Here is a 26,626-nt window from a genome sequence, read left to right on the forward strand (position 1 = left end):
GCCACGGACACGGACACGGAACGGCAGCCCGTATTTGCGGCCCCGGTGCGGGACTTCGCCCGGCGGGCGGCGCAGGCAGCGCAGGGCTGGCCCTGGTGGTTCCAGGTCTCGGTCATCTACGTGGCCGCGAGGCTGGTCTCGGCCTGCATTTTCATGGCCGCGGCGCTCCAGCAGGGAAACAGCCCCTGGTTTCCAGCCGGGCCGGACTACTGGAATTTCATCAATATCTGGGATGCCCGCTGGTACGGCGAAGTGGTCAGCAACGGTTACCCCACCGTCCTTCCCACGGATGAGGCCGGCAACGTCCAGGAAAACGCGTGGGCCTTCTACCCGCTGTTTCCCGTCCTCGCCGGCGGGCTAAGCCGGCTGACCGGCCTCGCCACGGCTTCTTCCCTCACCCTGGTTGCCATGCTGGCCGGCTGGGGAGCTGCCCTGGCGGTCTACGCGCTCTTCCGGCAGCGGGCCCGGCACGGTGCGGCGCTGTGGGGCGTGGCGTTCTTCGCAACGTTCCCGGTTTCCGCCGTGCTCCAGGTTCCCTACGCGGAGCCGCTCTCGATGCTGCTGCTCGCCGGATCCCTGCTTCTGGTTCTCCGAGGACAGTACCTGTGGGCGGTGCCGGTGGTGGTGCTGCTCTGCCTGTCCCGGCCGGTCGGCGTTCCTTTTGCCGCCATGCTGGGGCTGCTCTTGGCCGCCCGCGCCATTGCGTACGTCCGACGGCGGCGCGGCGGCGATGGCGCGCCCCGGACCCTCCGCGACCTGGCGGCCCTCGCGGTTCTCACCGCCGTCGCTGGCCTGTCCGCGCTGGCCTGGCCCGCCATCGCCTGGCTTGCCACCGGCGACCCGGCCGCGTACACCAAGACCGAAACCGTGTGGCGCGGGCACGACCTGGTGCCGTTCAAACCCTGGTTTGACACCGGCGTCGACCTTTTTGGCCCTGTGTTGGGACTGGCCGCGCCGTTCGTGTTCGCTGCGATGTTCGGCTCCGCGCTGTTCCTGCCCCCGGTGGTGCGGCTCGGCGTCGAACTCCGGCTCTGGTGCGCATGCTACATGGGCTACCTGCTGGTGTTCCTGCACCCGCAGACCAGCACGTTCCGCATGCTGCTGGCGCTCTTTCCGCTGGCACTGGCAGCGGCACTGGTGTCGAGGTCCAAGGCATACCGGTGGACGGTGGTCCTCATGTTCGTGCTGCTCCAGACCGTCTGGATCGTGTGGCTTTGGGCGTGGGCGCAGCTGCCCGGCGGTGGGGACTATCCGCCATAAGGGCCGGTCAATGGAGCCTTGGCCGGTGCCTGTCAAGGCTGCGGCACGGTGCTCGCGAAAATATCCATCGATTAGCTACGGGCGGGTAATTCCGGGATAATGATAAGCAAGCAAGGACAAAAAGCATTCAGAGTACGCGCAGCCCCGGCACGTGGCAACCACGTCCCCGGAGCAAGCATGATCGACATGCGGACACAGCCCGCCCGGGCTGATCAGTCCTGGGACTAATTGGAGGGAATTCCTCATGGCGGCTATGAAACCACGTACCGGCGACGGCCCAATGGAAGTCACCAAGGAGGGCCGCAGCCTGATCATGCGCGTCCCGCTCGAAGGCGGCGGGCGTCTCGTGGTCGAGCTTAACGCTGCGGAGGCGGCGAACCTGAAGGAATGCCTGGTAGGCGTTACCGAATAATCATGCCGGACAAGGTCCGCGGCCAGCAGGCTGCGGACCTTGTCCTGTTTCCGGGCTACTTCTTGACCGCTACCAGCAGTCCGTCGCCGGTGGGTAGCATGGCAGAGGCCAGGCGTTCGTCGTCGCGGATGGCCTTTCCTACCTGGCGCAGCACCACGGTGTTCGGCTCGCGGCCCGCCGGGTTGGCCACCCGGTCCTTGTCCAGGGCGTCGTTGATGACCAGCATGCCGGAGGGCTTCAGCAGGCGGATGGCCTGCTCCACATAGCCGGGCACACCGGGCTTGTCCGCATCGATGAACACCAGGTCATAGGCGCCGTCCGTGAGCCGGGGGAGTACATCGCCGGCACGGCCCGAAATGGTTCGGGTCCGGTTAGCCGGGCTGCCGGCCTCCGCATACGCTTCCCGGGCGGCCTTCAGGTGCTCCACGTCAACGTCGATGGTTGTCAGGACGGCCTGCGGGCCCAGGCCGCGCAGGAGGCAGACGCCGGAAACGCCGGCGCCGGTGCCGATTTCGACGGCGGTCTGGGCCTTCGATGCCGCCGCCAGGACGGTAAGGACCGCCCCCACCCCGGGGCTGACGGCGTTGACGCCCAGCTCGTAGGACCGCTCCCGGGCACGCAGCATGACCTCATCCTCAGCGGGCAGATTCTCTGCAAAGGACCAGCTGGTGGACTTGTCGGCGCTCATGGGAATTCGCTTTCTGGGCGGCAGGGGGAATGTCTCCTACAGCCTACTGGTTCCAGCCCGGCACCCGCGGAAGGGCGGGCTGTGCCGGTGGGACGCGGCGCCTTCCGCGGTCAGGAAATTCCCAGCCAGGTTTGACATGATGAACATCCGCTCATCCAAACGGTGGCCGGCGCCGAATAAGAGATGTCAACAGTATCCGGGCGAAAGCATTCCACGAGGGGAGTGGACGATGTCATCAATAGTTGTGGCACCTGTCCCTGCAGTAAACCAACAGGAAACCGAGTGGGTCCGTCCTACTTGGGAAGAAGTGGTGACCAACCACTCGGCGAAGGTCTACCGGCTCGCGTACCGGCTCACCGGCAACAAGTACGACGCCGAGGACCTCACCCAGGAGGTCTTCGTCCGGGTGTTCCGTTCCCTGGAGAATTTCAAGCCCGGAACCCTGGACGGTTGGTTGCACCGCATCACCACCAACCTCTTCCTGGACCAGGCCCGGAGGCGGACCCGCATCCGCTTCGACGCCCTCGCTGAAGACGCCGAGTCGCGCCTTCCCGGCCGGGAACCCGGACCCGAGCTGAGCTTTGAACTGAACAACCTGGACCTCGACGTGCAGGCCGCGCTGGAGGAGCTCCCCCCGGACTTCCGCGCCGCCGTCGTGCTGTGCGATCTGGAAGGGCTCTCCTATGACGAGGTGGCGGAGGCCCTGGGCGTGAAGCTCGGTACTGTCCGTTCGCGGATCCACCGGGGCCGGACCATGCTCCGGGAGAAGCTGGCGCACCGCGATCCGCGTCCGCAGCAGGCCCGCCGCAAGCTCTCGATGCCGCGCATCGCCGGCATCCTCTGAACGGCGTATGAAGCCCGGTTTCCCCCTCGGCAGGCACCAGCGCACCAGCAGCCACCTGGCGTCCTGCGCCGATTGCGCTGCCGCCCTGCACCGTGAGCGCCAGTACCTCGAACGGCTGCGCGAGGCGCGCATTCCGCCTGCCAGCCATGACCTGACCGCCCGCCTGCTGGAGCGTACCCACGAACTCGCCGCGGAGCCCTGGGACCGCCCTCGCGCACAGCGTCCGGTGATCCGCGCCCTGGCCCTGGCAGCCGGGGGCACCGTGGCGGCATCTGGCCTCCTGGCCGCGGGTGCCCTCGTGCTGGCAGGGGATCCGCCCGCGGCGTCGTCTGCGAATGCGGCGCTGTCCCACGCTTCTGCACAAATGCCCGCCGACGGGAGGATGCTCAGCGCCGCCGAATTGGCCACGCTGCGCTCGCACGGCTGGGCCTGCCCGGATCTCGAGGCCATGGGCTTTCACGTGGAGTCCGCGCGGGCCGTGATGGTGGGCGGCTACCCTGCGGTGGAGCTGCACCTGAGCGACGGCTCGCATTACGCCGCCATCACCGAGCAGCGCGGCGCTGTCCCCGGAGCCCTGACGGCTGCAAAGCTGCGGGTGCTGGACTCCTCACCCTGGACCGCCACCTACCGTGCGGACGGCCGGACGTTCACTTTCGAATCCGACCTTCCGGCCGACCGCGCGGACGATGCCCTGCCAATCTTCGAACTTCTGGCTGAGCGGGCTTCAGGCGACGCCGGCGCACCCCCTGAAGAGTCCGCCGGCGGGCCAGGGGAAGACTCCCTGGGCAGCCGGCTGCAGCGCGGGCTGGCCAAGGTTTCCGCGCTGCTGGGATCCGGTTCGCAGGCTGCCGGCTCCCTCCCGGGAGCCGAATCGCTGCCCGGAGCCCGGAGAGGGTAATCTTCCTAGGGTGTTTGGAATCAACGGCCCGGAGTTCATCCTCCTGCTGCTCATCGGCATCCTGGTGATCGGCCCCCAGCGGCTGCCCGAATATACCCAGAAGCTGGCGAACGTGGTCAAGGAAGTCCGCCGGATGGCCTCCGGCGCGCGGGAACAGATCAAGGATGAGGTCGGCATCGACATCGATGACGTCGACTGGAAGAAGTACGACCCGCGCCAGTACGATCCCCGCCGCATCATCAAGGAAGCACTCCTCGACGACGATTCCAAGCCCGTGAGCGCAGGAGCGCCTGCCGCGGTGGCAGCTGCCTCTGGCGCGGCGGCCGCCGAAGCCGCGCCCATGCGGCCCGAACGCGTGGTCCAGCGGCTGGCAGCAGGCGAAGCCGCACCTTTCGACACCGAAGCCACCTGACCGGTTCCGCGCGTCAGCGCGGCTGGACCCCCAGGTGCATGCCCGCCAGCCCGCGCGGCCGGGCTGCGAGCTGGCCCGCAATCCCGGCCAGGGCCTCGGCGGCGGGAGTTGCCGGCTGCCCCAGCACAATCGGGACACCGGCGTCGCCCCCTTCGCGCAACTGGATGTCCAGCGGAATCTGGCCCAGCAGCGGCACGTCGGTGCCCACCATCCCGGCCAGCCGTGAGGCGAGCACGGCGCCGCCGCCGCTTCCGAACAATTCCATCCGGCCGCCGTCGGGCATTTCCAGGTAGGACATGTTCTCCACCACCCCGGCGATCTTCTGGCCCGTCTGGGTGGCGATGGCGCCCGCGCGCTCAGCAACGTCCGCAGCCGCAGCCTGCGGGGTGGTCACCACCAGGATCTCGGCCTTGGGCAGGAGTTGGGCCACGGAAATCGCTATGTCTCCCGTTCCCGGCGGCAGGTCCAGGAAGAGCGCGTCAAGATCCCCGAAATGGACATCAGTCAGGAACTGCTCCAGGGCCCGGTGCAGCATTGGCCCGCGCCAGGCAACCGGCTGGTTCCCCGTGACAAACATGCCGATGGAGATGACTTTGACCCCGTAGGCGACCGGGGGCAGGATCATGTCGTCCACCCGGGTGGGAGCCTGGGTGATGCCCATCAGGCCGGGCACGGAAAAGCCGTAGACGTCTGCATCCACGATTCCCACCCGGAGTCCCTGCGCTGCAAGTGCGCAGGCCAGGTTCACGGTCACCGAGGACTTGCCCACCCCGCCTTTTCCGCTGGCCACGGCAAAGACTTTGGTCAGCGACCCGGCTTCATTGAAGGGGATGCCGCGCTGTCCGCCCGGCCCGCGGAGCTGCTCCTTGAGCGCGTCCCGCTGGGCCTGGTCCATTACCTTGAGTTCAACGTCGACGGCGGTCACGCCCGGTACCGCGGACAGGGCTTTGCCGGCATCCGCAGTGATGGTGTCCTTGAGCGGGCAGCCGGCAATGGTGAGCAGGACGGCGAGGGAGACGCGGCCGTCGGCGGAAACCGAGACCGAGTCCACCATGCCGAGTTCCGTGATCGGCTTGCGGAGCTCGGGGTCGATCACGGTGGCCAGCGCGGCCTGGACAGCTTCGTTGAGGGCCTCGGAAGTGGGATCCACGGGGGAGCTCATGGCGTGGGGGACTCGGCTTTCAGGATGTGGACGCGGCGAACGGCGCCGCAGCGGGAGTTAGCGGTCTTGGGCGGAGTGGCCGGGTTTGATGCGCGGAATCTGCTGGGTACGGGGCTGGCGCTGCCGGTCCCGCTGCTCCTTGAGCTTTTCCTTGACCTTGTCCTTCGGGGATTCGTGGGAACCCGGGCCGGAATGATCGTGCGACCGGAGCTCCTCCTGGGCCTCCAGCATGTCTTCGAGCAGGGAACGCAGCTCAGCCCGCACGTAGTCGCGGGTGGCCACCTCACGGAGGGCGATGCGCAGGGAGGCCAGCTCGCGTGTCAGGTATTCAGTGTCCGAAAGGTTTCGCTCGGCACGCTGCCTGTCCTGCTGGAGGGAGACGCGGTCGCGGTCATCCTGCCGGTTCTGGGCCAGCAGCAGCAGCGGCGCGGCGTAGGAGGCCTGCAGGGACAACATGAGGGTCAGCAGGGTGAAACCCAAATCCCGGGAGTCGAACTGCCACTCCAGCGGCGCCCAGGTGTTCCAGGCCAGCCAGAAGATGCAGAACACCGTCATGTAGACCAGGAACTGCGGGGTGCCCATAAAACGGGCGAAGCCCTCGGTGGCGTGGCCGAAGGCGTCGGGGTCCGGGGAGAACTTGGGCAGCAGCCGCTGCCGGCCCGCCAGGGGAGTGTCCAGGCTGCCCTTGTCTGAAGCCTTGGAATGCGGCCGCTGGTTCGGGTTCTTGGGAGCGCTGTTGTCAGCCAATGCGGCCACCGAGCTTTCTTATCGGGGCTTCGCCATCGTGGGCGCGCCAGTCATCCGGCAAGAGGTGGTCCAGGACGTCATCAACAGTCACCGCCCCCACCAGCCGGCCGGCGTCGTTCACTACGGGCAACGAGTTCAGGTTGTAGGTGGCCAGGGTGCGGGCCACTTCGCTGATGTGGGCCTGGTCCGAGAGCGGCTCAAGGTTCTTGTCCACCAGGTTGCCCAGCGGTTCGAACGGCGGGAAGCGGAGCAGCTGCTGGATGTGTACCACGCCCAGGAACCGGCCCGTGGGTGTTTCCAGCGGGGGCCTCGCGATGAAGATCGAGGAGGCCAGTGCCGGCGACAGTTCCTCGCGGCGGACGTGGGCCAGGGCCTCCGCCACGGTGGCCTCCGGCGGCAGGATCACCGGCACGGGGGTCATGAGGCCGCCCGCGGTGTCCTCGTCGTACTCCAGGAGGCGGCGGACGTCCTCGGCACCCTCGGGCTCCATCAGCTGGAGCAGTTCCTCGGCCTGCGCGGACGGCAGCTCGCCCAGGAGGTCTGCGGCGTCGTCCGGGTCCATTTCCTCCAGGACGTCCGCGGCGCGCTGGACGTCCAGCGCGGAAAGGATCTCCACCTGGTCGTCTTCGGGAAGTTCCTGCAGAACGTCCGCCAGGCGTTCGTCCTGGAGTTCGCTGGCTACCTCGAACCGGCGCTTGTCGCTCATCTCCTGGAGCGCTTCGGCGAAGTCGGCAGGCTTCAGGTCCTCATGGTTGGCCACGAACTGGGTGGCGGCCTGCGGTTCCGTGCGCGGGCCCTGGAGGGCGTCAGCCCAGTCGATGATGAGGGTCTCGTTGCGGCGAAGCCGGCTCAGGGGAGACAGGGAGTGGCCGCGGCGGACGAACAGCTTGCTCACGAACCAGTCACGCGAACGGTGCTGGTCCATGGCAATGTCCTCGATGGTGGCGTCGCCGCTGCCGTCCCGCAGGGTCACCCTGCGGTCGAACATCTCTGCGACCACCAGCGTTTCCGCGCCGCGCTGTTCAAAGCGGCGGAGATTGACCAGACCGGTGCAGATGATCTGGGTCTGGTCGATGGAGGTAATCCGGGTCATGGGGACGAACACGCGCTTCTTGCCGGGAACCTCCACGACGATGCCTACGACGTGCGGGGCGCCGCGGGTTCCGCGGGAGAGCACCACCACGTCCCGGAGGCGGCCCAGCCGGTCGCCCAGAGGGTCGAAGACGTCCAGGCCCAGGAGCCGGGCCACGAAGACGCGCGTGGGAGTTGTGCTCATCCCTACAGGCTACCGAGTCTGCTCTCTTTTAGCTGAATTTACAGGCAGCACACATCCGCATGGGCAAGAATGGAGGCATGGCAAACATTTTTGGTGCTCCCAAGGCCGGTGGCCCCGGCGGCATGGACGATGCCCGGGCGGTGCCCACCGGCGATACGGTGGGTTCCTACAACTCCTACCTTGACGCCCAGAAGGCCGTGGACTACCTGGCGGACCAGCAGTTTCCGGTGCACATGGTCTCCATCGTGGGCAACGAACTGAAGATGGTGGAGCGCGTTACGGGGCGCCTGAGCTACCCGCGCGTTGCCCTGTCCGGTGCCTTGAGCGGCATGTGGTTCGGCCTCTTCGTCGGCGTCCTGCTGTCGTTCTTCGCCCCGTCCCCGGGATACTTCTCCATCCTGACCTCGGTGCTCATGGGTGCTGCATTCTTCATGTTGTTTGGGATCGTCACCTACGCCATGCAGCGCGGCAAGCGCGATTTCACCTCGACCAGCCAGGTGGTGGCCACCAATTACGACGTCATCGTCTCCCCGGAGGCGTCGCACGAGGCCCGCCGCCTTCTGCAGCAGCTGCCCATGAACCGCTCGGATGCCGCGTCCCAGCAGGGCGCCTACCAGAACCAGCCTTACCAGCAGCACCAGCCGTACGGCGAGCAGGATCCGCGCCAGCAACCCGGCCCCTACCAGCAGCCCGGCCCCTACCAGCAGCCCGGCCCCTACCAGCAGGGGCCGCAGCAGGGTCCCCAGCAAGGCCCGGCCCGGCCCTCGGGATGGAACGACCCTTACGGCCAGCGCCAGCAGCAGGAACCTTCTGCGCCGCAGCAGCCACAGCCCCAGTACGACGGCGGCGCGCAGCAGCAGCCTCCCGCGCCTGCGCGGTCGGTCAGGTATCCGGATCTTCCGGACGGGCGTCCGCAGTACGGGATCCGGCTGCCGCAGAACCCGGAAGCCGCCCAGGCGGGCAGCGACCAGCCTGCGCACGAGCCCGCGCCGATCAAACCCGACGACGAGCCCCGCCCCTAGTCAGGCGCCTTCGGCCTCGCGGTAGATGCCGGCCATCCAGTCCTCCACATCCTGGGCCTCACGCGGCAGCGCTGCGCTGAGGTTCACAGGGCCGGTGGCCGTCATGAGGATGTCGTCCTCGATCCGGACGCCGATGCCGCGGTACTCCTCCGGGATGGCCAGGTCCTCCTCCTTGAAATACAGGCCAGGCTCGATGGTGAACACCATGCCCTCCGTCAGGATTCCGTCGAGGTAGAGTTCCCGTTTTGCCTGGGCACAGTCATGGACGTCCAGGCCGAGGTGGTGGCTGGTTCCGTGCGGCATCCACCGGCGGTGCTGCTGTCCCTCGGGGCTGATCGCCTCCTCGACGCTGACAGGCAGCAGGCCCCACTCGGCCAGGCGCTCCGCCAGGACGGTGGTGGCTGCAGTGTGGATGTCGCGGAACCGGGCCCCCGGCTGTGCGGCGGCGAATCCGGCGTCGGCCGCCTCCAGCACCGCGGCGTAAACCTTGCGCTGGATGTCGGAGAACACGCCGTTGGCGGGAATGGTTCGGGTGATGTCGGCGGTGTACAGCGAGTCGACTTCCACTCCGGCATCGAGCAGCAGGAGTTCACCGGCGTTGATCCGCCCGGTGTTGCGGGTCCAGTGCAGCACCGTGGCGTTGTTGCCTGATGCGGCGATGGTGTCATAGCCCAGTTCGTTGCCCACCTCGCGGGCACGGGCGAAGAAGGCGCCTTCGACGACGCGCTCGCCCCGGGCATGGGTCAGTGCCCGCGGCAGGGATTTCACCACTTCCTCGAAGCCTTCCACGGTGGCCGAAACAGCGAGCTTCATCTGCTCGATTTCCCAGGCGTCCTTGACCAGTCGCAGCTCGGACAGGGCTTCGCTGAGCTTCTCGTCCAAAGCGTCGAACACGCCGAAGTCCAGGTTGTCCGGGTCCTTGGCGGTGTTGTAGCGGGCAGTGTCCACCAGGGCGTCAATGTTTTCGTCCACCTTGCGCAACAGACGTACGGAGGTGCCGCCAATCTCCGGGGCGCCGACGTCCTTGGTGATGGCCGTTTCCAGCTGGTCGATGTGGGCCGTCTTGAGGCCCAATCGGGCCTCAAACTCTGCCAGCGTGGGACGTGCGCCGATCCAGAACTCGCCGGACCGGGAATCGGCATAGAACTGCTCTGTGTCCCTGCCGGCGAGGGGCCGGAAGTACAGGGTCGCGCTGTGGTGCGCGCCGCCGTCGCCCGTTCCTTCAGCCACAGGATCCAGTATCAGGACTGCGTCAGGCTCATGGTCCAGCCCCAGGCCGGTGAGGTGCGCGAATCCGGAGTGCGGGCGGAAGCGGTAGTCGCAGTCGTTCGAACGGACCTTCAGCGGGCCGGCGGGGATGACCAGGCGTTCTCCCTTGAACTGTGCTGAGATGGCCGCGCGGCGGTTCGCGGCGTGCGCGGCCACGGCGTCGCGGGAGGGAAGCTCCCGGCTGGATGGCGCCCAGTTGCTGGCCATGAATGCTTTGAACGCATCGGAGCTGGGACGCTGCGAGCGGTTGTTGACGCGCTCTTCCAGGGGCTGGGCGGCAGGGGCGGGGGTGTTTTCGGCATGGTTCACGGCACCATCGTCTCACCAGCTCCGCGGCGATGCGAACAGCAGGTGAGCACGCAGCATGCGGTGGTCGGGGGCGCCGGTCAACTAGTCTGGACAGGTGAGGATCGACCTGCATGCCCACTCCAACGTTTCCGACGGCACGGAGAACCCCGCCGATGTCATGGCCTCCGCTGCCCGTGCCGGCCTGGACGTGGTGGCGCTGACGGACCACGACTCCACTGACGGCTGGGCGGAGGCGGCCGCGGCGGTGCAGGACTCCGGCGTGGCGCTGGTGCCGGGCATGGAGGTTTCCTGCCGCACGGAGGAAGGCATCAGCGTGCACCTCCTGAGCTACCTGCACGATCCCCTGCACCCGGGCCTGCTCGAGGAGATCACCAAGGCCAAGGACGCGCGGCACACCCGCGCCGAAAAAATGGTCACCCTGCTGGCGGAGGATTACCCGCTGACCTGGGACGACGTGATCCACCATGTGGCCCCCGGGGCCACCCTTGGCCGGCCGCACATCGCGGATGCGCTCGTGGCGGCGGGTGTGGTGGAGGACCGCTCGGAGGCCTTCGCCTCGATCCTGACCTCCCGGTCCCGCTACTTCATCCAGCACTACGCACCCGGCCCGGCCACCGCCGTCGAACTCGTGCGGGCTGCAGGCGGCGTCCCCGTCTTTGCCCATCCGGTGGCCTCCTCCCGCGGGAGGATCGTTGGGGAGCGCGTCTACCAGGAGATGATCGACGCCGGCCTGGCCGGGCTGGAGATCGACCACCGGGACAATCCCGAGGAGGGCCGGGACTTCCTGCGACGCCTCGCGGCCCGCCATGACCTTCTGGTCACCGGCTCCTCGGACTACCACGGAACCGGCAAGCCCAATCTGCTGGGAGAGAACCTCACAGCCCGGGAGGTACTGGCGCGGATCGAAGAACTCGGCAGCGGGACCGCCGTCGTCCGCCCCTGACCCCGCACTTAGCGCTACCTACTTGGGCGGCAGGGACGCCACCGTGGCGTGCGCACCGAGGCGCTTGGCCATGATGTCGATGGCCGGCTGGTTCTGGTCGACACACACGAACTTCCGGCCCAGTTTGGCAGCCACGGCACCCAGGGTCCCGGAACCGGCGAAGAAGTCCAGGCACCAGTCGCCGGGCCGGCTGGACGCGGACACCACCCGCCGGATGAGGCCTTCGGGCTTCTGCGTGGGGTAGCCGGTTTTCTCCTTACCGGTGGGCGAGACGATGGTGTGCCACCAGACGTCCGTGGGAAGCTTCCCCAGTTCGCGCTTGGCGGGGGTCACCAGGCCGGGCGCCATGTACGGTTCCCGGTCCACCTCTGCGCTGTCGAAGTGGTACTTGGCGGGATTCTTGACGTACACCAGGATGTTGTCGTGCTTGGTGGGCCACCGGTTCTTGGCGCGGGCGCCGTAGTCGTAGGCCCAGATGATCTCATTCAGGAAGCACTCGCGGCCGAAGATCGCGTCCAGCATGACCTTGGCGTAGTGAACCTCGCGGTAGTCCAGGTGCAGATACAGCGTGCCGTCATCCGCCAGCAGGCGCCAGGCTTCAACAAGCCGCGGTTCCAGAAACGACCAGTAGTCGCTGAACGCGTCGTCGTAGCGGTGCAGGGCGCCCTTGATGGTGTCGTACGAGCGGCCCTTGAACCCGACCCGGTCCCCGCTGCCGCCGGCATTGGCCACCATCCGGGTTTCCTGGCGGCGCTGCACCCGGCCGGTGTTGAACGGCGGGTCAACGTAAATCAGGGTAAAGGCGCCGTCCGGCAGCGTGGGGAGGTAGTCCGCGTTGTCCGCGTGCACCACCAGGCTGCCGCCGTCCGGCGCCCAAACAGCGTCAGTCATCGACGCTGTTAGCCCTCGGTGCCAGGCTGCGTACCCTTGTCGCCGGCCACCACTTCGCCGTTGCGGCGGCGGGTGCGCGTCCGGGTGCGGCGGGCGCGGGACGGCTGGACGTCCTCGGAGCGGGGAGCCTGCGCACCGTTGTCACCGGCCTCTGCAGCATCGGATGTACGACGGCGGCGCTCCCCGGAGCGGGCTGCCCCTTCGGAGCCGCGGGACTCCCCGCTGCGGGCCGGGCGGCCACGGCCACCGCGGGTACGCTCACGTTCGCGGGATCCGCCGGAGTCGCGGGAGCCCGAGTCACGGCCGCCGCGGCTGTTCTTCTTGCCGGTTTCGCCGAGGTCTTCCAGGACCTCTGCATCCACGCCGGCCAGGGTGCGCTTGTCCCTGGGGAGCCTGCCCTTGGTGCCCTCGGGGATGTCCAGGTCCGTGTACAGGTGCGGCGAGGAGGAGTAGGTTTCGACCGGCTCGGGCACGTTCAGGCCGAGCGCCTTGTTGATCAGCGCCCAGCGGGGAACGTCGTCCCAGTCCACGAACGTGACGGCTGTTCCCTTGTTGCCCGCGCGACCGGTGCGGCCCACGCGGTGCAGGTAGATCTTTTCGTCCTCCACGCACTGGTAGTTGATGACGTGGGTGACGTCTTCAACGTCAATGCCGCGGGCGGCGACGTCGGTGGCCACCAGGACGTCCACCTTGTTGTTACGGAAGGCGCGCAGGGCCTGCTCGCGGGCACCCTGGCCCAGGTCGCCGTGGATCGCAGCCGCGGCGAACCCGCGGTCAACCAGTTCTTCGGACACCTTGGCGGCGGTGCGCTTGGTCTTGGTGAAGATGATGGTCCGGCCGCGGCCCTTGGCCTGCAGGATACGGGCCACCACCTCGATCTTGTCCATGCTGTGGGCACGGTAGATCAACTGGCGGATGTCGCGCTTGGTCAGGCCCTCGTCATCCGGGTCGGCGGCACGGATGTGGGTGGGTTGCGTCATGTAGCGGCGGGCCATGGCGATGACGGGGCCGGGCATCGTGGCAGAGAACAGGAGCGTCTGGCGGACAGCCGGGGTGCCGGCGATGATGGTCTCAACGTCGGGAAGGAAGCCGAGGTCCAGCATTTCGTCGGCCTCATCCAGGACCACAATCCGGACGTTCTTCAGGCTCAGGTGCTTCTGCCGGTACAGGTCGATCAGGCGGCCGGGCGTGCCCACCACGACCTCAACGCCGTTCTTCAGGGCTTCCACTTGGGGCTCATAGGCGCGGCCACCGTAAATGGTGGCGATGCGGGCATTGCGCTTGCTGGAGGCGGTCTGCAAGTCGTTGGCCACCTGGACGGCAAGTTCGCGCGTGGGCACGATGACCAGGGCCTGGGGCGCGCCCGGGACGGCCAGCTTGTCGTAGCCGGGATCGTCCTGGCCAACTACGCGCTGCAGGGCTGGGATGCCAAAACCGAGGGTTTTACCGGTGCCGGTCTTGGCCTGGCCGATGATGTCGTGGCCGGAGAGCGCCACGGGCAGGGTCATGGCCTGGATGGGGAAGGGGTGGGTGATCCCGGCTGCTGCCAGGGATGCGACGATGTCTTCGCGGACGTTGAAGTCGGCGAACGACTTTTCCTCGATCTCGTGCGGCTTCTCGTCCGAGATGATGGTCTCTTCCGGCTCGATGGTTTCGGTGCCGGACTCGTCCGTCAAAAGCTGGTGGGTGTGCAATTCACTCACGTGGAGTTTCCTTATTCATTTGGGCAATGGCGCTGCCTGCTCAACGGTTCCGCCGGTGGCGGGGCCGGAGCACGCTCAGGCGCACAAGCAATTCCAGTGGAAGCCGATCGCGGGCTATCTAATGCCGGCACTGGGGACCGGCGGGTGTTTCTCAAGATCGCGTAGGGGCGGGCTTGTTGGTTTCAATAAAAGGAAATCAACGACCGGGCATCCATTTCTACAGGCACCAGTCTAGCCGTAAATGCCCGCGATCTCGGCGAGGGCCGCGCGCAGGCGCGCATCGGCGTCGTCCGCTACCTCCCGGACCGCAGGGGCACCGCTGAGCTGCACCATGGTTTGTGGGTCGATTGCCTCCACCGTGGTGGCGTCCGCCTCCTTGCCGCGTCGGACCACTACGTTGCAGGGCAGGAGCGCGCCCATTTCGGGCTCGGCCGCCAGGGCGCGGCTGGCCAGCGACGGATTGCACGCACCAAGAATGATGTAGTCGCCCACAGCCTCCGCCGCTTCCGGGCCGAGTTTTGCCTCGAAGGTGGACCGGACGTTGATCTCCGTCAGGATTCCAAAACCCTGGTTGGCCAGCGCATCCCTGGTGGCCTGGACGGACTCTTCCCAGGCGAGCGGGACGGTGACGCTGTTGGTGTAGCTCATCATGACTCCTTGGTGGTGGGCTGCTGACTGACGAGTTCGAAATGAACCTGGCGCGCGGCGATGTCCGAGGACACCAGGCGCACCCGTACCTTGGTGCCCGATTCGAGTTCGCCGGCACAGCGGGCGGTCACCGCAGGCTCCGCGATCTGGATGATGCCGGAGGCGCCGTTCCCGTTGCCGTTCTTGCCGTTGGACGGCCCGCCATTGTCCTTGGACGGCCGGGAGCCGGAAATGACAATCGCGTCGAACTCCTGCCCCACGTGGTTGACCAGCAGCGCAGCTTCCACGGTGTCCAGCGCCATGCGCTCCATGCGGTTTGCCAGTTGATCCGAACCGGCCATAATCCCGGGCAGCAGCGGCAGGGCCGCACGGGCCCAGTCGGGGACTCCGCCGCCGCTGCATAGCGACTCGCAGATCACCAGGACGAAACGGTCCACAAGCCGGCGCAGTGGAGCCGTGGTGTGGGCGTAGGACGCACCGATGGCCGACTGGACCGCATCCCCGGGGACAGTGCCGTCGAAGGCGGTGTAGGCGGCGCCGCGGAACAGCATTCCGGCGGAGTGCAGGATGGCAAGCTGGCGCGGCTCCGTGGGGTCCAGGGTGCGGAGGTATTCGCCGTAGCTGATCTTTCCGTTCCAGGGCTTTCCCAGAACTTCGGTCTGGAGCCGGAAGTGGTCCAGGGATCGGCTGTCGGGCTCGGGCATGGTGCGCAGGATACCCACCTTGCCGTCCAGCATGAGGCGGGCGGCGGCCATCCCGGTCATGAGGGAAATCTGTGCGTTCCAGTCCTCCACGGGAAGCTGCGGGGCGGCGGCAATCCGGTAGCCGCCGTCGGGGAGCTGGACGATCTCCTGGTCCGGCATGTTCAGGCTGGCGCCGCCCCGCTCGCGCTCCAGTGCCACGCGCTTGAGCCCTACCTCCTTGAGCAGCTGGAGGACCGGCGGCGCCGTGCCGGCGTCGAGCTCCTTCTGGGCGCCCTTGTAGCTGAGCTTGTCACGGCTGCGGACGCGCGCCCGGCGCACGGTCACGGCAGTCACTTCCGCGGCGTTGTCCAGCTGGAAGTCCCAGACGAACGCCGGGCAGTCCTGGTCCGGCAGCAGGCTGCCGGCACCTTCGCTGATGACCTCCGGGTGCAGCGGGATCCGGCCGTCCGGGGCGTAGAAAGTTTGCCCCCGGCGCCGTGTTTCGGCATCCAGCGGCCCTCCCGGCCGGACAAAAGCGGGAACGTCGGCGATGGCGTACAGCACCCGGTAGCCGTCCTCGGCAGGCTCAATGAACAGGGCCTGGTCCAGGTCCGTGGAGGATTCCGGGTCAATAGTGATGAATGCGACGTCCGTCAGGTCGTAGTCGGGCATGTCCAATGAGGCCACGGCCGCTTCGGCGTCCGCGAGGACTTCCGTTGGGAAGCCGGCGGGCAGTTCCAGCTCGGTGCGCAGCGCGCTCAAGGCCTCCTCGAGCGCGTTTTTGTGCTCGTGGACATTGGGGGCCAACCGATGATGCGACACGAAAATCAGCCTAGCCCGAAACCACCGGAACGAGGAACAGCGGGGCTAGCGCGCGGCGTCCAGCGCCGCGAGCAGCGAGGCTGCAGCCGCGGCCGGGTCCGGCGCCTCCGTGATGGCGCGGACCACCACGATCCGGCGGGCCCCTGCAGCGACCACCTTGTCCACGTTGCCGTGGTCGATTCCGCCGATGGCAAACCAGGGCAGGCCGGCCGGCGCGGCGGCCGCGGCGTGCCTGACCAGGTCGAGGCCGACGGCGGCCCGGCCGGGTTTCGTGGGCGTCGCCCACAGCGGACCCACGCAGAAGTAGTCCAGCCCGGCCGGTCCCGAGGCAGCGGCCACCGCTGCATCCACCTGCTCCGGCGCGTGCGTGGACTGCCCGATCGCCGCGCCGCCCAGGAAGCTGCGCGCGGCCTTGAGGGGGAGGTCCTTCTGGCCGACGTGGAACACTGGCGCCCCGGAAAGGGAAGCGATGTCCGCGCGGTCGTTGACGGCCCACAGCCGGCCGTGGCGTTCGGCAGCTTCGCGCAGCACGTCGAGCAGCTCGAGCTCCTCGGAGGCCTCGATGGTTTTGTCCCGGAGCTGGATGATGTCCACGCCGCCGGCGAAGGCCTCATCGACAAAACGGGCAAAATCGCCCTGGCCGCGTCGGGCATCGGTGCAGAGGTACAGGCGGGCGGACGCCAAGGCGGCAGCGGGGGACACATTCATGGCTGCAAGCCTAGTTCCTCTAAACTGGCCTCGTACTGCGGGAGCCTGCGGCGGCTGTCATAAAAGCGCCGGGCTGAGAGGGCGTCAGAGCCGACCGCTTGACCTGATCCGGTTAATACCGGCGTAGGGAAGGAACCATATGGGCAACCCCACCGTTGGGTCCGGCGCTGCCGCGGATGGCGTGGTGCGTGCCGACGTCGCCGTTATCGGCGGCGGGGTGGTCGGCCACAGCATTGCCTGGGAGGCCCGCCGGTCCGGCCGGTCCGTGGTGCTGGTCGATGACGCCCCCGGCACCGGCGCCAGCTGGGCGGCGGCCGGGATGCTCGCCCCCGTCAGCGAGCTTCACTACCAGGAGGAAGGCCTCCTGGAGTTGATGCTGGAATCCTCCTCCCGGTGGCCGGGTTTCGCGGCCGCCCTCGCCACCGCCGCGGGCATGGACCCCGGATACCTCACGACGCCGACCCTCGCCGTCGGCGTGGACGCTGCGGACCGGCGGGCGCTGTTGGACCTTCGGGCCGTGCAAAAGGCCAACGGCCTCGACGTGGAGCCCCTCACGGTCCGGGAGGCCCGCCGCCGGGAGCCGCTCCTGAGCCCGGCGATCGCCTGCGCCCTGGACACCCCTGCCGACCACCAGGTGGATCCGCGGCAGCTGGTGGCCTGCCTCCGGCTGGCGCTCTCCCGGCATACAGACGGCGACGGCGGGGCCGGCACCCGGGTGGCGGGCGCCGTCGACGGTTACGCGGTCCCGGCCCGGGCCGCTGAACTGCTTTGGAAGGACGACGGCGTGGCCGGAGCCCTGCTGAAAGGCGGCGGAAAGGTCTTCGCGGGGGAGACCGTGGTGGCCAATGGCCTCTACGCAGGAGCGCTCGGCGGACTGCCAGCCGGGCTGGCCCTGCCGCTGCGTCCCGTGCACGGCGACATCCTGCGGCTCGCCGTGCCGGAACACCTTCGCCCGCTGGTGACCGCCACGGTCCGGGGCCTGGTCCATGGCGTGCCCGTCTACCTGGTGCCCCGGCAGGACGGAACCGTGGTGATCGGCGCCACCCAGCGCGAGGACGCCCTGGGCGGAACGGCTCGCTTGGAATCCGGTGCAGGTCAGGACGCCGCGTCCGACGGTGCGGTGTCCGCCGGCGGGGTCTACCAGCTCCTCCGGGACGCCCAGGCGCTGGTACCCGCCGTCGCCGAACTGGAATTGCTCGAATGCACAGTGCGGGCCCGTCCCGGAACCCCGGACAATGCGCCACTGCTGGGCCGGGTCCCGCTGCCTGACGGCGCAGTGGGACACGTCCCCGGGGTCATCGTCGCCACCGGCTTCTTCCGCCACGGCGTGCTGCTGGCACCCGCTGCCGCGGCTATTTGCCGCGCCCTGCTGGATGGCAGTCAAGACCCCCGCTGGGCAGCGTTCAACCCTGCCCGGTTTTCCGCAGCCGCATCACGCCACGACACCAAGGAGAGAGCATGAATATCATCCTGAACGGAAGCCTCCGCGCCGTGCCGGACGGCGCCTCCATTGCTGCGCTGGTCAGCGATATCACCGGCCGGCCGCTGGCAGCAGACGGCCAGGCCGCGGACGGGCGGAAGCTTGGCGTGGCGGTGGCGCAGAACGCGCAGGTGGTGCCGCGGAGCCAGTGGTCCGCCACGGCGCTCGCCGAGGGCGACGACGTTGAACTTGTCACCGCAGTCCAGGGAGGCTGACATCATGACCCAAATAACGAACGCACCCGCCGGCGCAGAATCCGACGTTGCCGACACCTTGGTGATCGACGGAGTCCCGCTGCACTCGCGGCTGATCATGGGGACCGGGGGAGCGCCCAGCCTGGACGGGCTCGGCGCTGCGCTGCTCGCCTCCGGTACAGCGTTGACCACAGTTGCGATGCGCCGTTATTCCCCTGCGGAGACCGGCTCGCTGTTCCAGCTCCTGGTGGACCACGGCATCCGGGTGCTGCCCAACACGGCGGGCTGCTTTACAGCCCGTGATGCCGTCCTCACCGCTGAGCTGGCCCGCGAAGCCCTGGAGACGGATTGGGTCAAGCTGGAAGTCATCGCTGACGAACAGACCCTCCTGCCGGATGCCGTGGAGCTGGTCGACGCCACGGAACAGCTGGTGGCCCGTGGCTTCAAGGTCTTTGCCTACACGAATGACGATCCTGTCCTGGCGCTCCGGCTCGAAAACCTGGGCGCCACGGCCGTCATGCCGCTGGGAGCACCGATCGGAACAGGCCTGGGCATCCTGAATCCGCACAACATTGCGCTAATCGTCTCCCGCGCTTCGGTTCCCGTGGTGCTGGACGCGGGAATCGGGACCGCTTCCGACGCCGCGCTGGCCATGGAACTGGGCTGCGACGCTGTGTTGCTGGCGACGGCGGTGACGAGGGCGCAGAACCCTGCGCTGATGGGCGCGGCCTTCAAGCACGCGGTGGCTGCCGGCAGGATGGCCAGGGCTGCGGGGCGGATCCCGCGGCGTGAGCATGCACTCGCGTCCTCCGCCATGGAGGGCAGGGCGGAGTTTCTCTAGCTCTAAAGGCGGAGGGCTGCGGTCAGGCGCTCCGTGTCCTGCCGGGCGCGTGTGCGTCCCAAGTAGATGACGACGGCCAGGGCCGCGCAGGTTCCGAGCAGCACGGGCAGGACCCACGGCAGCCAGGTCAGGCCGGGCAGGTAGCCAAACCCGGCGGCGATGAGGATTATCCAGGCCACGGACGCCGCGGCCACGGCCACCCCCGCCGGGAGGGCGGCGCCGTACTTGGCGTGCCGCCTGTCATTGGCCCACACAAGGAACCCTGCGGCAACGGCTGCGAGCACGACGATGCTGAGCGAGAGCATGGATCTCCTTTGACTGTAAGCCGCGGCGGACTGGCGGCCGCCGCGGCTTAGGTCCTAGAACTGGCCGAAACCTACGCGCCGGACTTCCTCGGCACCGATTTCCACGTAGCCAAGGGCGTTGCCGGGAACGATGATCAGGCGTCCTTTGTCGTCCTTCAGGCGCAGCTCGCTTCCGGTGTTGATGGCTTCGCCGACGACCTTGGCCACGGAGTCCGCGTCCTCCGTGGACTCGAGGACGATTTCGCGGCCAACGTTCTGCACGCCGATCTTAATTTCCACAGGGGCCTCCCAGCCGGTCAAAGTGCTCAGGTATCTCTACCCGTTGATGTCTTATTTGTAGTCTAGGACTCTTTGGGAAAACGGGAGATTCCGCGCCAAGCTAAACGGTAGATCAGGTCGCTGGCCACATCGAGGTCCAGGTTTCCGTCCGTTTCCAGCCAATACCGCGCGCTGACCTGGGCCATTCCGGCCAGGCCGCGGCCCAAAAGCTGCGCTTCAAGCTGCGGCAGCTTGGTGTCTTCCGCGATCACCCGTGCGATGGCGTCCGCGAATGTGCGGTTCAGGGTCTCCAGCCGCGAACTGACATCCGCGTCGTTAATAAGGTCTGACTCAAAAACCAGCCGGTGTGCCTGGTCATCGCTGGCGATGAACCGGAAGTAGGCGCGCATGACGGCCTGGACGCGTTCCTTGTTATCCGTGGTGGAATTCAGGGCGCCAAGCAGCAGTTCCGTCAGGGCTGTCAGGTGGCTGTCCAGAAGGGCGAGGTAGAGCTCGCGCTTGGACGGAAAATGCTGGTATAGAACCGGCTTGCTGACCCGTGCAGTCTCAGCAATTTCGTCCATGGCGGCGCCGTGGTAACCGTTGGCCACGAACACTTCCTGGGCTGCCGTCAGGAGCTGGGCACGGCGCTCATCCCGCGGCAGCCGTGCCGAGCGCTGGCCTGCCGGCCGGGCAGGTGATTCCGGGGCTGCGGACGGGCGGTCTGCACGTGCTTCTGGGACCACGGTTGTCCTTCTTTCCGTTGCGGGGTACTTCCACTTTACTGCGGGGTAATATGACCCGGCGGTATCCCGGGGCCTACATTGAAGTATGGCCTCTTCTTTGACCGCAAATGTTGCAAATGTTTCCCTGGAGCCCTTGGTGGAACCGGCAGGCGAACTTTCGCCGGCGGAAGTGGAACGGTATTCGCGGCACATCATTATTTCCGAAATAGGCGCGGTGGGGCAGCGCAGGCTCAAGAACGCCAAGGTGCTGGTGATCGGCGCAGGCGGACTGGGTTCCCCCGCATTGCTGTACCTCGCCGCGGCCGGCGTTGGAACACTCGGGATTGTCGATGACGACACGGTGGACCTCAGCAACCTCCAGCGTCAGGTTATTCACAGCGTGGCGGACGTGGGCCGCCCCAAGATCGAGTCCGCACGTGACGCAATTCATGCCCTGAACCCCCTCGTTGATGTCCGGCTGCACAACATCCGCCTCGACGCAACCAACGCGCTGGAACTGTTCGCCGGCTACGATCTGATCCTCGACGGGGCCGATAACTTTGCCACCCGCTACCTGGTCAACGACGCCGCCGCCATCCTGGGCAAGCCCTACGTGTGGGGTTCCATCTTCCGCTTCGACGGACAGGTCAGCGTCTTCTGGGAAAAGCACGGGCCCACTTACCGCGACCTCTACCCGGAGGCCCCGCCGGCAGGCTCCGTCCCGTCCTGCGGAGAAGGCGGCGTCTTCGGGATGCTGTGCGCGGCTGTGGGATCGCTGATGGTGACGGAGGCAGTGAAGCTTATTACCGGCGTCGGACGTTCCCTGCTGGGGCGCGTGGCGCTCTTCGACGCGCTGGGCGGAAGCTGGCGCGAAATCCGTGTGGCAAAGGATCCCGCGGCACCGCGCATCACCGAACTCACCGACTACGACGCGTTCTGCGGCATTGCACCGGAGCCGGAAACGGACACCGAGCACACCGTCACCGCAACCCAGTTGGCTACCATGTTGGCGTCACGGAAGGCCGGCCTGAAGGATTTTGAACTGGTGGACGTCCGGGAGCCGGGCGAGTACGACATCGTCCGGATTGACGGCTCCGTACTGGTTCCGCAGGGCAGGATACTGGCAGGCGAGGCATGGCAGGAGATCCCGCAGGACAAGGACGTGGTCTTCCTGTGCAAGGGCGGCACCAGGTCCGGGAACGTCCTCGCGGCCGCACGGAAAGCGGGGTACCAACGGGTGAGCCATCTCGACGGCGGCATCCTGGCCTGGGTGCGCGAGGTGGAGCCGCAGAAGCCCGTCTACTAGGCAGGTGTGGGTTCAGGCGGTTTCGCGGCCCTGGTGGTCTACCGGGCATTCGGCCGGTGCGGCAGCCGGTGCCGCGGGCTGTTCCACGGTGATGCCGTAAAGCGCTTCGAGGGCGGCGATGTAGTTGTCCTGCTCGCCGTTGGCGGCGAGCTCGCGGGCGCGGACCGTGGGCACATGCAACAGCTGCTTGACCATGCGGCGGAGCGCGAACTCCACTTCCTCGGCGGCGGCGGTGCAGCCGTGCCGGGCGCGGACCTTTTCCATTTCGGCATCCAGCACGTTCATAGTGTGCCGGCGGAGGGCAACGATGGCGGAGTCCATGGAGCGGGCTTCGCGCTCCTGCTCGAAGGCGCTGGCGGCTCCGGTGACAATGCCGCTGGCCTGGGCCAGGGATTCGGCCTGCTCCTGGGGCGCGGCGAGGCGGACGGATTCAAGGGTGAGCAGTTCCACGCCGTCCAGCTCGCCGACGGCGGGGTCGAAGTCATGGGTGAGGGCCAGGTCGATGGCGATCAGGGGCTGCGGCGAGGCGGCCCGGACCTGTGCCAGCTCGCTGGCCTCGACACGGGTGTCCGATCCGCTGCAGCCGATCATGACGTCCGCGGCGGCAACGGCAGGGTGCAGCGTGTCCGCATCCAGGGCCGTGCCCCCGCGGGTGGCCACGAAACCCTCGGCACGGCCGGAGGAGGAGAAGACTGAGATGTCGGTGCAGCCGCGCTCGCGAAGCAGCGCCATTGTGGCGCCGGCGTAGGCGCCGGTGCCGAAGACGACGACCTTCTTGGAGGACCAGTCCGGGTTCTCGGACAGGTCCGTGGCCAGGTCCAGCGCCACGGAAACAATGGAGAGGCCGCGGGATCCCAGCGCGGTCTGGGCGCCGACGTCCTTGGCCGTCTTGGACGCGGCCTGGAACAGCCGGACCAGGCCGGAACTGGCGGTTCCCTCATGCTGGGCGGTGATCAGGGCACGGCGGACCTGCCCGGCGATTTCGCGTTCACCGACGACGGCGGAGTCCAGTCCCGCGCTCACGGCAAACAGGTGCTGGGTCACCTCGGGGCCAACCCGGGTGCTGAAGGAACGCGAGACGATGGACTCACTCAGTCCGCTGGCCTCGCTGATCTGGGCCACGAGCGCAGCTCGGGCGGCCTCGACGTCGTCAGGGTTGGGGGCTTCGCCGTAGATTTCGTAGCGGTTGCAGGTGGCGAGGACAACGGCACCCGTCACTGCCGGCGATCCGGTCAGTGCGGATGTGGCAATCCCGGAGGAACCGTTGCTCAGGTGAGCAACAGTCTCAAGGTCGATGTCGGCGTGTGTAGCCACCAGAGAAAAAAGAACCACAGCAGACCAATCATAGCTTTTTCGCGGCCCCGTAGAACAACTCCCCGCTCGTCCGGCAGGCAGCTGCGGCTGTGATTCCTGCCACGGGTCCCGCCGGGCGTGCGCAGATGACAGTCTGTCGTTATCTTTTGGGCCCGATTTTCGGCACAATCAAAGGCATGACTTCCAGCCCCGCCACGTCCGCTGCCGGCAAGCTCGCCGCAGATCATCCGCTAGTGGATGGCCGTACCGGGGACTCCCCGCTCATCACGGCCTACCGTGGCGGGAAGCCGTCCCGGCGCCCCGTCTGGTTCATGCGCCAGGCCGGCCGTTCGCTGCCGGAGTACCTCAAGGTCCGTGAAGGCATCGCCATGCTGGACTCGTGCCTTCGGCCTGAACTCGCGTCTGAGATCACCCTCCAGCCGGTCCGCCGCCATGACGTGGACGCCGGGATCTTCTTCTCGGATATCGTCATTCCGCTGAAACTGGCCGGCGTGGGCGTGGACATCGTCCCGGGCGTTGGTCCGGTGCTGGACAAACCGGTGCGGACGGCTGCAGACGTCGCTGCCCTGCCGCAGCTGACCTGGGAAGCCCTGGAACCCATCCGCGAAGCCGTCCGCCTCACCGTGGCCCAGCTGGGCAAGACGCCGCTGATCGGCTTTGCCGGCGCCCCCTTCACCCTGGCCGCCTACATGGTCGAGGGCAAGCCTTCCCGCGACCACCTGGGCCCGCGCACCATGATGCACGCCGACCCGGAGACCTGGACAGCCCTGGCCAACTGGGCCGCTGACGCCTCCGGAATGTTCCTGCAGGCCCAGCTCGAGGCCGGTGCCTCGGCAGGTCAGCTCTTCGATTCCTGGGCCGGTTCCCTCGGCCTGGCCGACTACACGCGTTTCGTTGCCCCCGCCTCGCGCCGCGCTCTGGACCACGTCCGCCATCTCGGCGCTCCGCTGATCCACTTCGGCACCGGCACATCCGAGCTACTGGTGGCCATGCGGGACGTGGGTGTCGACGTGGTGGGAGTGGACTACCGGCTCCCGCTGGATGAGGCCAACCGTCGCTTGGGCGGCTCCAGTCCGTTACAGGGCAACATCGACCCGGCGCTCCTCTCCGCTCCGTGGGAGGTCCTCGAAGCCCACGTCCGCGAGGTCATCGCTGCCGGTTCCGCCGCGCCCGGCCACGTCCTGAACCTGGGGCACGGTGTCCCGCCGGAAACCGACCCGGACGTCCTCACCCGGGTGGTCAGCCTCATCCACTCCATCTCACCCGAGTAACAGCGATGGACAGCACCCCGGCCGTGCCCCAGGCTGTGCCTGCCACCGCACTCGTGGTGGGTGGAGGGATCTCCGGGCTGCTGTCCGCGCGGGAATTTTCCGCCGCCGGGCATGCCGTTACGGTCCTGGAAGCCTCGGAGCGGTGGGGCGGCTGCGTGGGCAGCCACATACTCGCCGGCCTCACTCTCGACAGCGGTGCCGAGTCCTTCGCCACCCGGACGGACGCGGTGTCGGGCCTGATCACCGAACTGGACCTGGCCAGGAGGATCGTGGCCCCGCGCCCCGGCGGCGCCTGGGTGCAGTTGCCGGAAGGGCCGCGTGAATTGCCGCGGACCGGCGTTCTGGGCATTCCGGCCAATCCGTGGGACCCGGAGGTCCGGCGCTCTCTGGGCCTGGCGGGCTCCCTGCGCGCCAGCCTGGACCGGTTCCTGCCCGCTTCAATCGGCGGGGCTGCGGAGGTCACCAGTGTCTCGGACCTGGTACGGATCCGCATGGGCTCCCGCGTGCTCGAACGCCTGGTGTCTCCGGTGGTGGGCGGCGTCCACTCGGCCGACCCCGGCATACTGGACGTCGACATGGTCGCACCCGGGCTGCGTGCGGGGCTGCGGAAGTACGGTTCCCTGGCCGGCGCGGTATCCGCCCAGCGCCGGGGTGCGGCAGGCGCTGCCGGGCCGGACCGGCCGTCACCCGCCAAGGCAGGGTCCGCCGTCGCCGGCCTCGAAGGTGGCATGCATACCCTGGTCTCCGCGCTCGTGGCCGACCTCCGCAACCGCGGCGTGCAGCTCCTGGCGGGGACACCTGCCACCGCTGTGACGCGGACCGCGGACGGGTGGCGCGTCACCTCGGGGGAAGAAACGTACGACGCCGGCCTGCTGGCGGTCGCAGTGGAAGGCCCCGCCGCCGTCGGGCTGCTTGAGTACGCGGTACCGGGGATTTCGGGCAGCGCCCCGCTGTCCGGACCGGATGTCAGGCTGGTCACGCTGGTGCTTGATAAACCCCAGCTCGACGCCCGCCCGCGCGGCACCGGGGTCCTGGTGGCCCCTCAGACCCCGGGTATCGAAGCGAAGGCGCTGACGCACGCCACCGGCAAATGGGACTGGCTTGCCGCGGCCGCGGGCCCTGGCCGGCACGTGGTCCGGCTCTCCTACGGCCGGGTGGACGGGCTGGGCCTGCAGGGCGATGGTCCGGCTACGGAGGAGGAACTCCTCGAAGCCGCCCTCCGGGACGCGGCGAACCTGCTGGGCGTGCCGCTTTCGCGTGCGGACATAGTGGACTGGGACGTGGTCCGCTGGCACGGGTCCCTTCCGTTCGCAGCCGTGGGACACCGCGCCAGGGTGGCCGCCATCCGCGGGGCGTGTGCCGCCGCGGGAGGCCTGGCGCTGGTCGGCGGCTGGGTTGCCGGAAACGGCCTGGCCGCGGTGGTGGCGGACACCAGGGATCAGATCCGCCGGCTCACCGCCTGATTCCCGGTGCCCGCGGTGCCGAATAGCCAACCGTGAGCGCAACTGGCTAGGGTCGATGACTATGGTTCAACACAGGTCCGAACTCGCACAGTCCCGGACCGGTATCCATGGGGGAATGGGGCGCGGCGCCGCAGCCGCGGCCATTGGCGCGGTACTGGTCCTTGCCGGCGGAGCGCCGGCTGCCCAAGGCACCCTGATCCCCGTCCCCACCGTTCCCGCCACCCCGCCGGGCCGACTCATCCAGCCGCCCCTCGGCGTCGTTCTGCCCCCGGAACCTTCGCCCGCGACGGAGAGCCCCGCCCCGACGGCATCTGTCCCGGCTCCCACGGCGCCCGCCACGGTGCCTGGTACCGGGACCGCCGACGGCTCCGCCGGTCCGGCCCCGGGCCAGCCAGTTTCGGCCGCCACGTCCGCCGCCGCCATCGGGCGTCCCGCCAGCTCTGAAGCAGCGCCCGCACGCCGGACGGGGGACGCTGCAGTGCAGGCCGGCGGGATTACCCCGGAGAGCGGCCGGGATGATCCGGCCGATCGGGTCCACAGCATGGTCCTCGCAGGGTTTGGCCTGGGCCTGCTCGGGGTCGCCGCCGCTGCCGCCGTGCTGTACGCACGGCTTCGCGGCGCCTGACCGGGCCCCACCCGCGGACGCTGGGGCGCCACGACCCGATGAGGCGCGAACGCCCGCCGGAGGCAGCGCCCAGAAGTGATTTCCATCACTTCTACGCCTTGTAGAAGTTCTGGGTTTCGGCTTGGCGCATTTAGGGGGCAAACTGGT

28 protein-coding genes and 1 riboswitch are annotated in these 26,626 nt (G+C 68.1%); of the genes, 14 read left to right on the forward strand and 14 right to left on the reverse strand.

Annotated elements, in window-relative coordinates; translation table 11 throughout:
* Window positions 1-45: 45 nt before the first annotated feature.
* On the forward strand, window positions 46-1,260 hold the full coding sequence (locus ACFWIX_RS03995) for a hypothetical protein (protein WP_377214929.1): 1,215 nt from the start codon (window positions 46-48) through the stop codon (window positions 1,258-1,260).
* A 244-nt stretch (window positions 1,261-1,504) separates the two neighbouring features.
* Window positions 1,505-1,672 (forward strand): DUF3117 domain-containing protein, encoded by a 168-nt coding sequence (locus ACFWIX_RS04000; protein WP_009357720.1) that lies wholly within the window; start codon window positions 1,505-1,507, stop codon window positions 1,670-1,672.
* 55 nt (window positions 1,673-1,727) lie between these two features.
* On the opposite strand, the gene ACFWIX_RS04005 is transcribed toward ACFWIX_RS04000, so the two are convergent.
* Window positions 1,728-2,360 (reverse strand): O-methyltransferase, encoded by a 633-nt coding sequence (locus ACFWIX_RS04005; RefSeq protein WP_377214792.1) that lies wholly within the window; start codon window positions 2,358-2,360, stop codon window positions 1,728-1,730.
* A gap of 229 nt (window positions 2,361-2,589) precedes the next feature.
* Between ACFWIX_RS04005 and sigE the strand changes: the two genes are divergently transcribed.
* From sigE to ACFWIX_RS04020, 3 genes are read left to right on the forward strand one after another with little or no spacing between them, the layout of a single operon-like run.
* The gene (gene sigE, locus ACFWIX_RS04010; RefSeq protein WP_377214793.1) at window positions 2,590-3,204 is read left to right on the forward strand and encodes an RNA polymerase sigma factor SigE; all 615 of its coding nucleotides are present in this window, start codon (window positions 2,590-2,592) and stop codon (window positions 3,202-3,204) included.
* Window positions 3,205-3,211: 7 nt separating this feature from the next.
* Window positions 3,212-4,102: an anti-sigma factor gene (locus tag ACFWIX_RS04015; RefSeq protein WP_377214794.1), complete on the forward strand. Its 891-nt coding sequence runs from the start codon at window positions 3,212-3,214 to the stop codon at window positions 4,100-4,102.
* 10 nt (window positions 4,103-4,112) lie between these two features.
* Complete coding sequence (locus tag ACFWIX_RS04020; protein WP_377214795.1) at window positions 4,113-4,514, forward strand: Sec-independent protein translocase TatB; 402 nt, start codon at window positions 4,113-4,115, stop codon at window positions 4,512-4,514.
* A gap of 13 nt (window positions 4,515-4,527) precedes the next feature.
* Here ACFWIX_RS04020 and ACFWIX_RS04025 read toward each other — a convergent pair whose 3' ends face one another.
* From ACFWIX_RS04025 to ACFWIX_RS04035, 3 genes are read right to left on the reverse strand one after another with little or no spacing between them, the layout of a single operon-like run.
* The gene (locus ACFWIX_RS04025) at window positions 4,528-5,676 is read right to left on the reverse strand and encodes an Mrp/NBP35 family ATP-binding protein (RefSeq protein WP_377214796.1); all 1,149 of its coding nucleotides are present in this window, start codon (window positions 5,674-5,676) and stop codon (window positions 4,528-4,530) included.
* Between the two features lie 57 nt (window positions 5,677-5,733).
* Window positions 5,734-6,432 (reverse strand): DUF1003 domain-containing protein, encoded by a 699-nt coding sequence (locus ACFWIX_RS04030; RefSeq protein WP_377214797.1) that lies wholly within the window; start codon window positions 6,430-6,432, stop codon window positions 5,734-5,736.
* Window positions 6,416-7,699: a magnesium transporter MgtE N-terminal domain-containing protein gene (locus tag ACFWIX_RS04035; protein WP_377214798.1), complete on the reverse strand. Its 1,284-nt coding sequence runs from the start codon at window positions 7,697-7,699 to the stop codon at window positions 6,416-6,418. The genes ACFWIX_RS04030 and ACFWIX_RS04035 overlap by 17 nt, the downstream gene beginning before the upstream one ends.
* 77 nt (window positions 7,700-7,776) lie before the next feature.
* Here ACFWIX_RS04035 and ACFWIX_RS04040 point away from each other — a divergent pair, with 77 nt between their 5' ends.
* The gene (locus ACFWIX_RS04040) at window positions 7,777-8,721 is read left to right on the forward strand and encodes a general stress protein (protein WP_377214799.1); all 945 of its coding nucleotides are present in this window, start codon (window positions 7,777-7,779) and stop codon (window positions 8,719-8,721) included.
* On the opposite strand, the gene ACFWIX_RS04045 is transcribed toward ACFWIX_RS04040, so the two are convergent.
* Entirely contained in the window at window positions 8,722-10,299 is a 1,578-nt protein-coding gene (locus tag ACFWIX_RS04045) for an aminopeptidase P family protein (protein WP_377214800.1), read from the reverse strand.
* Window positions 10,300-10,393: 94 nt separating this feature from the next.
* Between ACFWIX_RS04045 and ACFWIX_RS04050 the strand changes: the two genes are divergently transcribed.
* Window positions 10,394-11,242 carry a PHP domain-containing protein gene (locus ACFWIX_RS04050; RefSeq protein ID WP_377214801.1) on the forward strand — a complete coding sequence of 283 codons (849 nt, stop codon included), beginning with the start codon at window positions 10,394-10,396 and terminating at the stop codon, window positions 11,240-11,242.
* Between the two features lie 18 nt (window positions 11,243-11,260).
* Here the strand turns inward: ACFWIX_RS04050 and ACFWIX_RS04055 are convergent, their stop codons facing one another.
* From ACFWIX_RS04055 to thiE, 5 genes are all read right to left on the reverse strand, one after another.
* The gene (locus ACFWIX_RS04055) at window positions 11,261-12,133 is read right to left on the reverse strand and encodes a DNA-methyltransferase (RefSeq protein ID WP_377214802.1); all 873 of its coding nucleotides are present in this window, start codon (window positions 12,131-12,133) and stop codon (window positions 11,261-11,263) included.
* Window positions 12,134-12,141: 8 nt separating this feature from the next.
* Window positions 12,142-13,836, reverse strand: coding sequence for a DEAD/DEAH box helicase (locus tag ACFWIX_RS04060; protein ID WP_377214803.1), 1,695 nt, complete (start codon window positions 13,834-13,836; stop codon window positions 12,142-12,144).
* 231 nt (window positions 13,837-14,067) lie between these two features.
* Window positions 14,068-14,484, reverse strand: a complete 417-nt coding sequence (locus ACFWIX_RS04065) for a DUF302 domain-containing protein (protein ID WP_377214804.1) — start codon at window positions 14,482-14,484, stop codon at window positions 14,068-14,070.
* Window positions 14,484-15,989, reverse strand: coding sequence for an RNB domain-containing ribonuclease (locus tag ACFWIX_RS04070; RefSeq protein ID WP_377214805.1), 1,506 nt, complete (start codon window positions 15,987-15,989; stop codon window positions 14,484-14,486). Before ACFWIX_RS04070 ends, ACFWIX_RS04065 begins: the two co-directional genes overlap by 1 nt.
* A gap of 45 nt (window positions 15,990-16,034) precedes the next feature.
* A complete protein-coding gene (gene thiE / locus ACFWIX_RS04075) occupies window positions 16,035-16,697 on the reverse strand; it encodes a thiamine phosphate synthase (RefSeq protein ID WP_377214806.1) in 663 nt (220 codons plus the stop codon).
* 27 nt (window positions 16,698-16,724) lie between these two features.
* A riboswitch (TPP riboswitch) is annotated at window positions 16,725-16,844 on the forward strand.
* Between thiE and thiO the strand changes: the two genes are divergently transcribed.
* From thiO to ACFWIX_RS04090, 3 genes are all read left to right on the forward strand, one after another.
* Entirely contained in the window at window positions 16,837-18,159 is a 1,323-nt protein-coding gene (thiO, locus tag ACFWIX_RS04080) for a glycine oxidase ThiO (RefSeq protein ID WP_377214807.1), read from the forward strand. It overlaps the preceding riboswitch by 8 nt.
* A complete protein-coding gene (thiS, locus tag ACFWIX_RS04085; protein ID WP_377214808.1) occupies window positions 18,156-18,392 on the forward strand; it encodes a sulfur carrier protein ThiS in 237 nt (78 codons plus the stop codon). Before thiO ends, thiS begins: the two co-directional genes overlap by 4 nt.
* A 4-nt stretch (window positions 18,393-18,396) precedes the next feature.
* Window positions 18,397-19,212 carry a thiazole synthase gene (locus tag ACFWIX_RS04090; protein WP_377214809.1) on the forward strand — a complete coding sequence of 272 codons (816 nt, stop codon included), beginning with the start codon at window positions 18,397-18,399 and terminating at the stop codon, window positions 19,210-19,212.
* 2 nt (window positions 19,213-19,214) lie between these two features.
* Here ACFWIX_RS04090 and ACFWIX_RS04095 read toward each other — a convergent pair whose 3' ends face one another.
* The 3 genes from ACFWIX_RS04095 to ACFWIX_RS04105 all read right to left on the reverse strand — a co-directional run bounded on the left by ACFWIX_RS04095 (window position 19,215) and on the right by ACFWIX_RS04105 (window position 20,521).
* Window positions 19,215-19,517 carry a hypothetical protein gene (locus ACFWIX_RS04095; protein WP_377214810.1) on the reverse strand — a complete coding sequence of 101 codons (303 nt, stop codon included), beginning with the start codon at window positions 19,515-19,517 and terminating at the stop codon, window positions 19,215-19,217.
* 54 nt (window positions 19,518-19,571) lie between these two features.
* Window positions 19,572-19,796 (reverse strand): DUF3107 domain-containing protein, encoded by a 225-nt coding sequence (locus tag ACFWIX_RS04100; RefSeq protein ID WP_377214811.1) that lies wholly within the window; start codon window positions 19,794-19,796, stop codon window positions 19,572-19,574.
* A 62-nt stretch (window positions 19,797-19,858) separates the two neighbouring features.
* Complete coding sequence (locus ACFWIX_RS04105) at window positions 19,859-20,521, reverse strand: TetR/AcrR family transcriptional regulator (protein ID WP_377214812.1); 663 nt, start codon at window positions 20,519-20,521, stop codon at window positions 19,859-19,861.
* A gap of 85 nt (window positions 20,522-20,606) precedes the next feature.
* Between ACFWIX_RS04105 and moeB the strand changes: the two genes are divergently transcribed.
* Window positions 20,607-21,806, forward strand: a complete 1,200-nt coding sequence (gene moeB, locus ACFWIX_RS04110) for a molybdopterin-synthase adenylyltransferase MoeB (RefSeq protein WP_377214813.1) — start codon at window positions 20,607-20,609, stop codon at window positions 21,804-21,806.
* Between the two features lie 12 nt (window positions 21,807-21,818).
* Here moeB and ACFWIX_RS04115 read toward each other — a convergent pair whose 3' ends face one another.
* A complete protein-coding gene (locus ACFWIX_RS04115; RefSeq protein WP_377214814.1) occupies window positions 21,819-23,138 on the reverse strand; it encodes a glutamyl-tRNA reductase in 1,320 nt (439 codons plus the stop codon).
* 158 nt (window positions 23,139-23,296) lie between these two features.
* On the opposite strand from ACFWIX_RS04115, the gene hemE reads away from it, so the two are divergent.
* The 3 genes from hemE (at window position 23,297) to ACFWIX_RS04130 (ending at window position 26,479) form a co-directional block, all read left to right on the forward strand.
* Entirely contained in the window at window positions 23,297-24,391 is a 1,095-nt protein-coding gene (hemE, locus tag ACFWIX_RS04120; protein WP_377214815.1) for a uroporphyrinogen decarboxylase, read from the forward strand.
* 5 nt (window positions 24,392-24,396) lie between these two features.
* A complete protein-coding gene (gene hemG, locus ACFWIX_RS04125) occupies window positions 24,397-25,854 on the forward strand; it encodes a protoporphyrinogen oxidase (protein WP_377214816.1) in 1,458 nt (485 codons plus the stop codon).
* 61 nt (window positions 25,855-25,915) lie between these two features.
* On the forward strand, window positions 25,916-26,479 hold the full coding sequence (locus ACFWIX_RS04130) for a hypothetical protein (protein ID WP_377214817.1): 564 nt from the start codon (window positions 25,916-25,918) through the stop codon (window positions 26,477-26,479).
* Window positions 26,480-26,626: the final 147 nt, after the last annotated feature.

This window comes from Pseudarthrobacter sp. NPDC058362 (assembly GCF_042723515.1).
In the GTDB taxonomy this organism is placed as follows: domain Bacteria; phylum Actinomycetota; class Actinomycetes; order Actinomycetales; family Micrococcaceae; genus Arthrobacter.